8 protein-coding genes are annotated in these 13,012 nt (G+C 41.5%); 2 read left to right on the forward strand and 6 right to left on the reverse strand.

Features of this window, described 5'->3' with window-relative positions; genetic code table 11:
* Positions 1-493: 493 nt before the first annotated feature.
* Positions 494-2,269, reverse strand: a complete 1,776-nt coding sequence (locus AC1DO4_RS16015) for a cellulase family glycosylhydrolase (protein WP_477417545.1) — start codon at positions 2,267-2,269, stop codon at positions 494-496.
* Positions 2,270-2,305: 36 nt separating this feature from the next.
* On the reverse strand, positions 2,306-3,715 hold the full coding sequence (locus AC1DO4_RS16020; RefSeq protein ID WP_477417547.1) for a glycoside hydrolase family 30 protein: 1,410 nt from the start codon (positions 3,713-3,715) through the stop codon (positions 2,306-2,308).
* A 240-nt stretch (positions 3,716-3,955) separates the two neighbouring features.
* Between AC1DO4_RS16020 and AC1DO4_RS16025 the strand changes: the two genes are divergently transcribed.
* Entirely contained in the window at positions 3,956-4,330 is a 375-nt protein-coding gene (locus AC1DO4_RS16025; RefSeq protein WP_477417549.1) for a response regulator, read from the forward strand.
* A 64-nt stretch (positions 4,331-4,394) separates the two neighbouring features.
* On the opposite strand, the gene AC1DO4_RS16030 is transcribed toward AC1DO4_RS16025, so the two are convergent.
* Together AC1DO4_RS16030 and AC1DO4_RS16035 are read right to left on the reverse strand one after the other, a co-directional pair.
* On the reverse strand, positions 4,395-7,343 hold the full coding sequence (locus AC1DO4_RS16030; protein ID WP_477417551.1) for an outer membrane beta-barrel protein: 2,949 nt from the start codon (positions 7,341-7,343) through the stop codon (positions 4,395-4,397).
* A gap of 212 nt (positions 7,344-7,555) precedes the next feature.
* On the reverse strand, positions 7,556-8,407 hold the full coding sequence (locus tag AC1DO4_RS16035; RefSeq protein WP_477417553.1) for a hypothetical protein: 852 nt from the start codon (positions 8,405-8,407) through the stop codon (positions 7,556-7,558).
* 204 nt (positions 8,408-8,611) lie between these two features.
* Here AC1DO4_RS16035 and AC1DO4_RS16040 point away from each other — a divergent pair, with 204 nt between their 5' ends.
* Positions 8,612-8,884, forward strand: a complete 273-nt coding sequence (locus tag AC1DO4_RS16040; RefSeq protein ID WP_477417555.1) for a hypothetical protein — start codon at positions 8,612-8,614, stop codon at positions 8,882-8,884.
* A gap of 138 nt (positions 8,885-9,022) precedes the next feature.
* Here the strand turns inward: AC1DO4_RS16040 and AC1DO4_RS16045 are convergent, their stop codons facing one another.
* Complete coding sequence (locus AC1DO4_RS16045; protein WP_477417557.1) at positions 9,023-11,668, reverse strand: zinc-dependent metalloprotease; 2,646 nt, start codon at positions 11,666-11,668, stop codon at positions 9,023-9,025.
* 85 nt (positions 11,669-11,753) lie between these two features.
* On the reverse strand, positions 11,754-12,950 hold the full coding sequence (locus AC1DO4_RS16050) for an aspartyl protease family protein (RefSeq protein ID WP_477417559.1): 1,197 nt from the start codon (positions 12,948-12,950) through the stop codon (positions 11,754-11,756).
* Positions 12,951-13,012: the final 62 nt, after the last annotated feature.

A 13,012-nucleotide genomic window follows, 5' to 3' on the forward strand; every position in this document is an offset into this window, starting at 1 on the left:
GATCACGAGGTGATTGTGGTACCCATACATGTCATTACTATTTTTTCCAGCTCGGCTGGTGGATACTCGCAATGACGACCTTTTTATCTATTTTTAAACAGCATCTAAGAATGATATGGTTAACTCTGCTTGTATCTTTTTTTTAATCCTACCTGTACCACCATTAAAACTTTTAATAAAAATGTACAGATTGAATAAAAGGCAATATTTTGCCAAATGTTTCCAACACTTAGATATTCAGAGATAAGGCGTAAAGCACTCGCAATCATAGGAATCCTGTATAAGATTTAGGTCGCCAATCGCCGTGGAATACAAAATAGATCTATTTTGCGCTCCGCAACGATTGATTAAGAACAAAGCTACTATAAAGTAACTAAAGTATTTGCACAGCCTACAGGAATATTTTTAATTAAATTTTTGCTTTTTAATTTATTGATCGGGGTGTTTTATTCTCTTTACCAAATAGGGAATGATGCTTTTGCCGAAATCTTTTTTATCTGTTTATAAATTCCATGTTATGGAAATTAAAGCCCCCCATATCTGCATAAACCCTTAACTTATTGCTCCCTGCTTTTAAGCGGATATTTTTTAAGGCAATAACCTGCCATTTTTTAAATCCGCCGCTGCGGGGTACTGCAATTGTTTGAGTTATTCCATTAACTTTCAGCGATAATTTACCATCATCGGCCGCAGATGTAACCTTGAGCTTAACTGAGTATATACCTGGTGTTATAACTTTCAGCGTGTATTGTAACCATTCACCTTTTTCAATATCATCCACGTAGTAGCTGTTATATCCAGTGGAATCTTTACTGATATCCACACCATCGTTCCGGTAAATATGTCCATTATTTCCTTTACCGTACTTACCGGTTGATACGTGATAGTCGGCAGTATCGGTATCAAAATAAGCGTAACCATTACGCCCCAGGTCATAATCAACCGCATTGATAACAGTACCGTTGCTTACCTTATTGGCCTTATAGGGTTTTGTTGCGGTAGTAAAAGGCTGCCTGAAAATGGCATCGATCACATCATGGTGAATAATGGCATTTTCCAGTTTAGCATAGGTTGCCATTTCTAATGTTCCGCTGTATACGTTGCTCTCTTTGGGCTTAAATTTACCGGTGTTGAGGTAGCGGGTTACATCATCGTAATTTAAGTTCGATGGTATTTCGATAGGGTTATTATTGCCCATCTTTTTAAGCGGCCACAATGCCCAGCCAATATTGTTTTTTTCCAACAGGCCAATCGCTTCGGTTAGCCACACGTTTGAGTTCTCGCCGGTTTCGCCAAGCCATACGGGTATATTATATTGATCGCGGGTTTTAATGATGCGTTCAATTGATTTCTGATCGTTATAATTCCAGTACTTATGGAAACTCAGCACCATATTCTTATCCCATGCAGGTAATATACCATTGTAGTTATTGCCCCATCCGTTGCCCTCTATAATAATAATATGCTTTTTATCAACCGCGCGGATGGCAGTTGTAATATCAACCATCAATTTCCTTAAAGGTGCGTTGTTTTTTTCCTGCAGCCCGTTTTTATCATTTGCCGGATCGTCGAAACCCCAGTTGGGTTCATTGATGATATCGTAACCGGCAATATTAGGTTCGTTTTTATATCGCTCGGCCAGTTTACGCCAAAGAGCAATCATTTTTTGTTTGTTAGCTTCACTGTCCCACAGGGATGGGTTATCCGTATTCCGGTCAGCAATATTCAGGTCGTTACCCTGTCCGCCGGGCGCAGCGTGCAGATCCAGGATGAGGTACATGTGGTTGGCTTTGCACCAGGCCAGCAGGGCATCTGTCATTTTAAAACCCTTATCTATCCATGTATTTTGCCCGGCAACAGGCTCCTTTTCAATTGGCAGCGTGTACAAATTATAATGCATAGGCAGGCGCACCGAATTAAAACCCCAGCGATGCATCGAATCCACATCAATTTTGCGGGTATTGTTGGCAAGCCAGGTATCATAAAACTCTTTGGTCTCTGCCGGGCCCATCAGTTCCTCTAATCGCTCACGAATGCGGTACTGGCGGCTATCCTTGTTCACGTGCAGCATGTACCCTTCCTGCAGCATCCAGCCCCCCAGGCCCATACCGCGCAGCAGTACGTTTTTGCCTTTTTCGTCTACTATTTTTTTGCCGTCGGCTTTTAAAAAGCCTTGCTGCGCCTGGATGTGGATTGAAATAAAAGAAGTAACAGCAAAGATCAAAAGCCCCTTTGCAGAAAATATATTTTTAACAGATTTGAGTTGCATGGCATTAAAATTATAACGGAGGTTTATATTTAAAAATTACCAGATGTAAGTACCTACCGCTCCTTTATCTAAATGAGCAGCAAGGTTTTTCCCCTTGTATTGAATATTAAAATCCTGGGATGCACTGCCGGCATTGATTACAATTAAAACCTTTTTGCCGTCGGGCGTTTTAAAGGCTACGTTTGATAGTTTATCCGAATTGTTGGATGCAATACGTACCGATCCCGGCCGCACAAATTTTGAAGCATGTGCGATAGCGTAATAAGCAATATTTTTCTTTACCTCATTTTTCTTGATGGTTACGGCACCCTGGCACGATGGGCAGCCACCCCTATCCGTATAGGGTTTGTAATCCTGGTCGGCAGCTAAGTTCCACTCCAGCACATTGCGGCTCCAGTTGCGGGTAGCGCCAATAATAAGGTGTTTAACCGGCCATACAATATCAATAGTTGATTGGTTTTCGGGTTCAACCACCATCTGCTCGGTAAAATAAATATTCTTATCGGGGTGGGCATTGTGCACGGTAGTTAAGGCTTCAATATTGCCTCCATATAAATGAAAGCCAGAGCCATCAATATATTTACGGGCAGCCGCGTCGTTTAAAATAGAGATAGGGTAATCGGGCCTGTCGGCATTATGATCATACAAAATAATTTTTGTTTTGATGCCGGCTGCTTTAAATGCCGGGCCCAAATTGTTTTTAATAAATGCGCCTTCATCCGGGGCAACCATTAATAAACTGGGGTTATTGCCGGGGTGCAATGGCTCGTTCTGCACAGTTATCGCATCAATGTTAATGCCCTGTGCCTTCATGCCTTGTATGTACTTAACCAGGTATTTGGCGTAAGTACTCCAATATTCGGGCTTTAAGCGGCCACCGCGCGTATCATTATTGGTTTTCATCCATGCCGGAGGCGACCACGGAGAGCCCAATATTTTTATTTGGGGATTGATAGCCAATATCTGTTTCATCACCGGGATCACATCCTGCTTATCAGGGCCAAGGTTAAAATGTTTTAACAATGGATCGGTTTGGCCATTGGGCATATCATCGTATGAAAACACTTTTTCATTCAGGTCGGAAGCACCAATACTCAACCTGATATAACTTACCCCGATGTTGTTTTCGGTGGTGGCAAAAAGGTTTTTTAATAATGCGGCGCGGCTATCGGCACTCATACGGATGATGTGCATGGCACTCCCTCCGGTAAGCGCAAAACCGAAACCATCAATAGGCTGGTAGGTTTGTTTATCATCAATGGTAATGGTAAAATTATTACTCCCCGCCGCTTCAAAATTCAAGGTTTCATTCTGCTTTTCGAACAAAACAGATCTGTCGCCTTTAGTAAGCCAAAGACTGGCGGTTGAAGTTTTTTGGGCTGATGCTATGGTTGTTGCGCTAAAAAGTGCAGTTATTAATAAACCCGACCTAATATATTTATTCATAGATTTAGTATTAAGCAGTGTACGTTATGCAAAAAAGGATTAAACGGCTGGCGAATAATTGGTTTGGTAAATTTATTATAGTTTTTGTATTAAAAACCGGTAAATTATTAAGTAACCAATAAATTACGTGTGTTTGGTACACAAAGCTATGGCATAGAAGCCGCAGTTTGGCCATTTTTATTAGAAGCTAAATTATTTGCTTTTATTAAAAATAATTTTTAGTTTCACTTGTGCTATCCAATGAAAAAACCCAATAAGAAAATCATCATTTTTGATGATGACGAAGACATCCTTTCTATCTGTAGTTACATTTTAGAAGAACAGGGCTGGGAGGTACATACCTATACCGATTGCAATAATATAACCGAAAAAGTATTGAGCATTTTGCCAGACGTAATCCTGATGGATAACTGGATTCCTGATGCCGGCGGCATTATTGCAACGCAAACCCTGAAAAAATCCGACGCTTTAAAAAACATTCCGGTAGTCTATTTTTCGGCCAATAGCGATATCCAGATCCTGGCTGACCATGCAGGCGCCCAAACATATCTTGCCAAACCTTTTGACCTGGAAGAACTGGAGCGTGTTATAAACAAGGTATTGGTAACACATTGACATTCAATTCAACAAGCAAAAAAAAGGCCTTATCCGTTAACGATAGGGCCTTTTAGTTTAAAAATTATTGAGGTATACCCGGTCCGCCACCGCCCGGGCCGCCGGGACCACCACCGCCAGGGCCTCCACCACCAGGACCACCGCGTTCTCCACGCTGCCTCTCGCCACGTATATCTTGTGTAGGCGCTTTGCCAGCAAATTTTTGCAGGCGCAGGGTAAAGGTTAGCAGGTAATAACGGGCAAGCCTGTTAACGCTTGATTGTGTAATAGAACTGGCCGTTGTTGTTGATGTAAAGCCTGTGTTTTGATTGAAGAGATCAAATCCTGAAAGACGGATTGTAGCTACCTTGTTTTTAAGGAAGCGCCGTTCAACATATAAATTTAAAATATTGGGGTTGGTTACCTGGATAGTTGATGCGTAACCATAATTGGTTGCTTTTGTAAAATCGTAACTAAATACCCAATCGCCAAAATAATTTTTCCCATTAAGCCCTATATTCCAGGTTCTTACATTTGCAATGCCATCATTAAAGCTATTTTTTACAGAATTGCTGCTATTGTTAACCGTGTAATTGGTTAAAATTTGCGCGTCAATTTTATTAGTCAAATCAACTCTAAATCGTACCTCGGGAGTAAAGACAAGGTTTTTAGCAATGTTTTTTTGCTGCGCCGCGGTAATTTCTGCGGGCGTTGCCAAAAGCGGATCTATATTAACATTGGTTAAATAACCCACGTTGTTATTATACTGTGCAGTACCATTTAAAATAAGCGAGTATTTACGCTCGGCCCATGGTTTGGCATAGGTTACACGGCCTGTTAAGTTATAAAAGCCATCGGCGTTTAAGTATTGTGTAAAAATTCTGTTTGATGTGCTCGAGGTAATGGTATTGGTTACTACCTGGTTTTGGATTTTCTGGAATGTGAAGTTTGCAAAGAATACATTACCGGTGGCAAAACTAAAATTATTATACCTGATGGATATGTTGTTTGTAAAAGCGGGTTTAAGTTCGGGGTTACCTTTAACCGGGTAAGTTGCGTTTGAAAAATCTACTACCGGCTGCAATTGACTAAATGTTGGCGCCGCATTTGAACCATTATAATTGATGCTGAATGCTTTGCTTCGCGAGTAGTTGTATATAAAACGGGCTGTAGGAATAATGTTAAAGGTATTTTTATGTGTTGGTGGAATGCCCGCCGTTAATGAATTTCCATCTAATGTTGAAGGCTGCACGCCCAGGCCAAAAGTATAATTGTATTTCTTTTCAATAAAGCGGTAATTTAAACCAACCTTGTTTGTAGTAAAGGTGTAGTTAAACTTGTTGCTCAATAAATCGTACTGATTCCATGTGCCGGTATTACTTAGCGTATCGGTTTCTTTATTATTTATAGTAACAGCATGGTTAAACGCATAATTAAGCTCGAGGTAAGAGCGCTTGCCTAAGGGCTCAAGATAAGATAAGTTTATACCATAGCTATTGGTTCGGCTATAGGTGTTAATTGTTTGGTTATCCGGAACCCTTGCTTCATCAGCAGTATAAACCGTGTAGTTATAAACAGGGTTTTGGTACGACCAGCTTGGGGCCGAACTTGCTGATGCAAAAATGCTTAAGTTGCGGCGATGCTTAAACCTATGGTTAAACAACGCTGTAATACCATAATTAGGGGCCTGTGAATCGCCATTTGTAGTAGAAGTGTATGCCGATGTTACTGCCGATTGCCGGGTAAGGCTTACGGCATCAGATTCATTGGTGTTTGTACCGCCGTAGGAGAATGTTGGCGTAACTTTTAAGTAGTTCACGGTATCGGGCTTGTACTCCATGTTCCAGTTAAAACGATGATTTATGTTTTCATCCTTTTCGAGGCTTTTTTGTTGCTGCTGACTTGGATTGGCTGACGAAGTATTTTGCTGGAAGATATTGTTGCTGGTTGTTGTGGTATTATCGGCAAAACTATAGCTTCCATACACGCCAAGGTTTTTGCCCCATTGATCGCGAAAGTTTACGCCGATTGATTTGGCATCGGTGATACCATTCTGTGCTGTAATCAGGCTACCGGAGTTGCCCCCGCCGCGCCCGGCATTACCCCGGCCTCCGCCACCGCCAAAACCACCGCCGCCACCGCTGCCGGTTGTGCCGAAAGAAAAGGTATTAACATTGGTATTATTGATGCTTCCCTGAACAGCAATTTGCTGATCGCCATGAAAATTAAAAACGTTTAATGAGCCTATATACCGGTTTTTATTGGGCACGCCCTGGTCTTGAGGTAACGCGTCCTGGCCATCTCCTGCGGTAGCCTGGGCGGTATACCCGTAATTTTTATCCTTCCGTATGGTAATGTTCATTACTTTGGTGGGGTCGCCGGTTTTAATGCCGGTTAAATTTGCTTGGTCGCCGTAATCATCAATCATCTGGATATTCTCAATAATATCCGCGGGCAGGTTTTTGGTAGCGCTCTGCACATCGCCCCCCATATAATCTTTGCCGTTTATGCGCACTTTGGTAACCTGCTTGCCCTGTGTAGTAATATTTCCATTTACATCAACATCCACGCCGGGCAGTTTTTTTATCAAATCCTCTGTCGGGGCATTTTCGCGCACTTTATAGGCAGCCGCGTTGTATACAACGGTGTCTTCTTTAAGCGTAATAGGATTAGCTGCGCCAACTATGTTTACCTGGTTAAGCACATTGGTTTCGGCCTTTAAAATAATCGTTCCCAGATCAATGGGTTTATCATTATCATCAAGGGCAAAATGTTTTTTAATAGCAGTAAAGCCTATTGATGATATGGTGAGTGTTATTTTACTGCCTTTAACACCCGGGAAGTTAAATTTACCATTTGCATCGGCAATGGTGAGGGTGCTATCGCCGGTATTGCTTACCAGTTTAACACTGCTGCCGGGCAATGTTTGCTTTGTTGTATCGGCAATGGCGCCGCTTACATCGCGGGTAGTTTGTGCATATGCGCCAGTGATGTTTAAAAGGATAACGCTAAAAAAAAGTAATAGGGGTTTCATGACGTATGTTTAGCTTGCAAGTGTTTTTTGTAATTAAATAGACACAATTAAGATGCAAATGTTCAACTTATAAAGTGTTAATTGTTTAATAAACATATAATTGTTACATATTGAGCAGCTAAAGACCTATCAATCATATTATTGTTACATATATTAAATAAAAAAAGCCGGGCGATGCCCAGCTTGGTAAATTATAAGATCAGTGTATAAGGTTAATTTAAATGCAGTATTGATGCTACGTCATTATAGTTTTTAAAGTTAAGGCCCGGATGTGTAACCTGTAAAGTAGTTACCGATCCGCCAGGTATCACTACTACCTTAAAGTCGTAGCCCGGTGAATTGAAATTAGCTATAACATTAACAAATCCTACGCCTATATCAGATTGGTATATGCTATTTGTAATTCTGACGAACGGCAAAGAATAAAAACTGGTAGTGCCTGTTACTCTTAAATATACCAAAACAAGCCCGCTGTTAACAATTTCCTGGGTTATAGCCGGCACGTTAAGTCTGGTAGCACTTGCCGCACTAACGTTTTGATTAGTTATTATGTAACTTTTAATATTTGTTGACCCATCAGCTCCTGCGGGCCCCTGTGGTCCGGTAGCTCCTGTCGCACCAGTTGCCCCGCTAGCGCCAGCTGCTCCTGTAGCGCCGGTTGCTCCCCTGGGGCCTTGCGGACCAGCCGGTCCTGTTGCGCCCGTGGCTCCAGTAGCGCCTGCGGGACCTGTTGCGCCGATGGCACCTGGTAGTCCGGTAGCACCGGTTGCTCCTTGCGGGCCTGTGGCACCAGTTGCTCCGATTGCACCGGTAGCCCCTTGCGGCCCTGCGGCTCCGGTTGCGCCTGTGGCACCGGTTGCTCCGGTAGCACCTGTGGGACCGGGTATGCCTGTTGTTGCTCCCTGTGGTCCCTGGGCTCCTGTATCACCAGTGTCTCCTTTTGGCCCCTGTGCCCCATCAGCACCGGTAGCCCCGGTTGGTCCGGGTGTTTTATCTTTCTTGCACGAATTCATACTTATAGTGCAAACCAATAAAACAGTAAATAAAAGTCGAAGTCTTCTCATAAAAATATGATTTTAAGTAGTATATAAATACGTTTTACGGATATGTGGATAATTAGTTTCACAAAATATTGACACCAATAGTTTTTTTGTTATCAGCCCGTATTTTCATATCCGGGTTGCCTAATATTTTAATAAACAAAATTTTTGAATATTGCAACAACAAAAAACCAAAAACTTTCGTTATACTTTAAAATCATTTACCTCATGAATAATATCAGCAACAATTTACACGCGAAAGTGCACCATTGGATGGATGCAATAGGGTTCAGGCTAAATGCCTCGCAAACGAATGGTAAAAATAATATTACAACTAACCATTACTTTTTTGAAACCTTCAATTTTTTTGAAAAAGCCAAAAGAAACCATCCTGAGAGCACAAAATTTCTTTGTTTTGATGCTTATGGCGAAAAAATGAATGTAAAGTCGCTGCTTGATCTGCAGGTTGCTTTTTTTGAGAACATTAGCCAGCTTAAATAGTACTGACTTAATTACGGATGTTATTGAGGAAATAAAACATTCCTTATAAGGCGTTATCGTACGCCATATAAAAAAAAGACCTGCTTAGCTTTTAAGCAGGTCTTTTTTTTGCGAAGAATTTTAACTAATCAGAACAAATTAGTTATCCACATTTGTTTTTGGCCAGCAGTTCATGTAGTCGTTACCGTTAATTTCCTTCATAATTTCATCAGCATTTATAGTTCGGATAGTGCCAACGCCAGGTAAGTTAACAATTGGCCTGGTAGGATTTAATGCTTCTTTTATCCTGAGTTTAAGATCGGCGTAATGAGCAGCTGTTAAAGCATCGCCACCTTTTGGCAAACCAGCATCAATTTTCTTTAACTCTGCACGTACCATAGGTCTGATATCTGATAATGCCATATTAATAGGCGTTAACCCAAAAGAAGCCAGTACCTGMGGCGAAAAGCCAGGGAATCCCCTGAAATCATCGGTTAATAAACTTCTAAGGTTTTCAACATAACCCCGTTGCAGGTTACGTTTAAAGGCATCGGGCCTGCCTGCCGTAAAAATCCCGGGGCGGAGATCATTCAGTAGCTGGGTTACAGTATAGGCTGCAGTACCATTTTTCGCCTCGTTATCATACATCCGGGCAAGTCTTGAAGGATTAAGAACGTTTGCCAGCATGCCAATTTGCAGACCTTTAATGCGGTTGTACATAATACCATTATCAAACTTGCTTAGTTCGGCTTTATTAATAAGCCAGTATGGAGTGGAAAATAGTTGCTTATTTAAGAAATCAACCGCATCATGTTGCAGATTTTGGCTCACAAAATCATAAACGGGGCCTTTTTGCTCATAAGTTTTAAAATTTTCATTCATACCGCCAATGTTGGTAGTCACATGACCCATATACCGGTAATACTGACCTAAAACCTCATTATACAATTCGCTCACGTCATCAAATCCCTCGCCTTTTTGGTAGGTCCATTTTTCAAGGTTAGGCAAAATACGTTTTAAGTTGGCAATACCATAGCTGCCTGCCTTCATCGCGTTATCGCCCAGGTCTTCGTTTTGTAAACGCGGATCGATAGAGGTTCCTTGTCTGCCAAAATAATAAATAGGGTCGCCCGCTTTTTTAGTGGTCCAGTCGGCTAAGATCTCTTTTTCCTGGTTTGCAGTTTTACTGCCGGGGAACCAGCTATAGCCCCATTTTATCGACCACAGATCATATTCGCCAATTTGAGGATAAAGATGTGTTACACCATCGCCAGGTTGCGCTATATAGTTAAAACGTGCATAGTCCATAATAGATGGAGCTGTGCCATGTTTATCTGTAAACGATTTTGAACGCAATGAATCAACCGGGTAAGCATAGCTTGAGCCAAAGTTATGTGGCAAACCAAGCGTATGACCAATTTCATGCGATGATACAAACCGAATGAGCTCCCCCATTTGTGCATCGGTAAACTGGGGTTTGCGTGCTGCCGGGTTAACAGCCGCGGTTTGTACCAGGTACCAATCGCGCAGTAAACTCATTACGTTATGATACCATCCTACGTGGCTCTCCAATATCTCGCCGCTGCGCGGATCGGATACGTGAGGACCGTAGGCATTTTCAACGTCAGAAGCAAAATAACGGATAACGCTGTAGCGCGCATCTTCTGTGCTAAATTCGGGATCCTGTTTTTTTGTCGGGGCCTCTTTGCCTGTAATTGCATTTTTAAAACCGGCGGCTTCAAAAGCTTTGTTCCAATCGTTTATACCTGCTATAAGGTATGGTACCCATTTTTTTGGCGTAGCCGGATCAATATAAAATACAATTTGTTTTTTAGGTTCAACAAGTTCGCCACGTTCATAAGCCGCGGGGTCTTTAGGTTCCAGCTTCCAGCGGTGTATATAGGCAGTTACCTCTGATTTTTGCTTATCGGTACCATAATCGGTTTGGCGCTGCCCAAAAAAACCAACTCTTATATCGCTGATACGGGCTTTCATAGGCACTTTGGGCAATAATAACATAGATGTATTTAACTCAAAAGTTACAGCTCCGTTACTGTTATCGGTAGGCGACTCGCCAGAACGGTACGTTTTTAAGGTGCGGGCTTCTAAATTTATCGGGAAGCTTTTAATTGTATCAATATATGACCGCGTTGCATCAACCCCCGAAATTTTATATGCTTTTTTTACATCATCAGATAAACCGATTGCCGCAATATCGCCATTGTAAAAATCAGATACATCAATCAAAACACCGGTGGTATCTTTATTAAAGGCTTTGATATCAAAAGAGGCCAAAACGGCGTCAAGGTTTGAGTTTTTAACCGATTGGTACATATCCGACGTACTATCTGCCCTTACAGAAAAACTGGGAACACGAATAAATACCTGCTTATCGTGACGCTCCCATTTCCATACCTGATTGTTTAGCTCCTCTCCGCCATATTGCTGACCAAATGTTTTTAGGCCGGTTGGCGTTTGTATATAACGGGTTACCACCAGCATTTCGCGGTTTAATAATGAATCCGGAATTTCGTAGTAGTACTTGCCATCAACCTTGTAAGTATTGAAAAGACCGCTATCTGCTTTTATTTTACCGGTAATCAGGTCGCTAAATTTCTTAATACCTTCTTTTTTGGGAGCACCGCTAACGGTGGCAGTAGTTGTGGTTCCACCAGGACCGGCAGTGGTTTTAAGAGTTAAGGTTTGGTTTGCCGCTTGTTTTTTAGTGACGCAGGAAGCAGCTAAAACAGCTAACATAAATGCAGCGCCACGTATATATTGACCTGCCAATGGTTTTTTCTTCATTTAATACTATAGTTTAAACGTAAACTTATACAAAAGTTTGCCCTTTTTAGTAACCGTAATTGTTTAATTACACAAAAAGAAAAAATCAAATACGGCGTTTTAGTGTGAGCACCACTTTGTCGAGCTTTTTATCATGATAAATATCGAGCAACAGGCTCCTGTCATTTCTTGATTTAAATAACTCATCAATTTCTTCAAGGCTCATTTTTGATACCGGCTTAAAATTTATGGCCACTATCTCGTCATCTCTTTCAAGCCCAATCTCGTCACCTGCAGAACCAGGCTCAATGCGGTTTATAATTATCCGTTCCAGGTTTTTACCTGCCGCATAATACTCAATACCGCTCATATCATGTTCAAAGGGCTCTTTAAAATTGCTGTTGGGCTTTAAATACATTGCATTGCCGGTATAATCCAATATAACCGAGAAGCGTTTAAGCACACCAATCCCCAGGTTGCCATCTCTGGGCACCGAAAGACGGGCCTGGTTATTGTCAGTATCGGGGAAAGATGATATGATTCCCTTTATTTTAAACTTGCCTATTTCAAGTGCGTCTAAACGCGCGATAAAGCCGGTTATAGGCCCGTTTAAACCTATGCCCAGGTTGGCCGACGAAATAAATTTCTGCGGCAGGCCATATAACGGAATAAACTTTTCTAACGATACCGGGTGTCCGGCACCAAGGTCAATAACCAGCTTACTATTAATTTCTTTCCCTCCATGTACTATAACCTTCCCGGTTACGTAAGGTTTCCTGTCTTCAACAGTAATAGGTATCTGTGTGCCTTTCCTGAAAACTTTGAGATCTTTGGGCCTGCAAACAGTAACGGTACTATCCTGGAAATCGATCTTGACGGCCAGGTTATTAAAAAACTCGTACCCGATAAGGCCATGTATAGGCATCCCGGCATAGCCCGATAAGCTAAAAAGATCTTTTTTTAATATAGCTGCGGCTACATCATAGCTTACCAAACCAGGTATTTGAATATTTAAAGCCGAGGTAACGTAAGCTTCGGCATCAGCGCCTTCGCCAAGGCCCGGAATTTTCAAGGTACGTTTATTGGGGATACTAATAGAATCAACTAATTTGGGGTCGGTTATAATCATAAGCCCCACGCCGGTATCTAATATAAAATTAAAGGGGCCTTTATTATTAATACTTAATTTTATTACCAAAAGGTTACGCACAAGTTTAAAGGGGATGGTCACCTTTTTTTTACGCGTTTCAAGATCAAAGTATTGTGCACAGACTGATGTGAAACAAAATGTAAATAAACACATTAGCCACAGTGCCCGAAAATGCTTTAATTTATGAAATAGCTTAAGTAACAATTTGGTATAAT

This window comes from Mucilaginibacter sp. P5_A6 (genome assembly GCF_056400585.1).

What these genes read in the sequence shown, in the direction of transcription:
- AC1DO4_RS16025 (WP_477417549.1), top strand. Translation starts at nt 3,956, where the DNA reads ATGAAAAAACCCAATAAGAAAATCATCATTTTTGATGATGACGAAGAC.
- AC1DO4_RS16050 (WP_477417559.1), bottom strand. Translation starts at nt 12,950, where the DNA reads ATGTGTTTATTTACATTTTGTTTCACATCAGTCTGTGCACAATACTTT.
- AC1DO4_RS16040 (WP_477417555.1), top strand. Translation starts at nt 8,612, where the DNA reads ATGAATAATATCAGCAACAATTTACACGCGAAAGTGCACCATTGGATG.
- AC1DO4_RS16035 (WP_477417553.1), bottom strand. Translation starts at nt 8,407, where the DNA reads ATGAGAAGACTTCGACTTTTATTTACTGTTTTATTGGTTTGCACTATA.
- AC1DO4_RS16015 (WP_477417545.1), bottom strand. Translation starts at nt 2,269, where the DNA reads ATGCAACTCAAATCTGTTAAAAATATATTTTCTGCAAAGGGGCTTTTG.
- AC1DO4_RS16030 (WP_477417551.1), bottom strand. Translation starts at nt 7,343, where the DNA reads ATGAAACCCCTATTACTTTTTTTTAGCGTTATCCTTTTAAACATCACT.
- AC1DO4_RS16020 (WP_477417547.1), bottom strand. Translation starts at nt 3,715, where the DNA reads ATGAATAAATATATTAGGTCGGGTTTATTAATAACTGCACTTTTTAGC.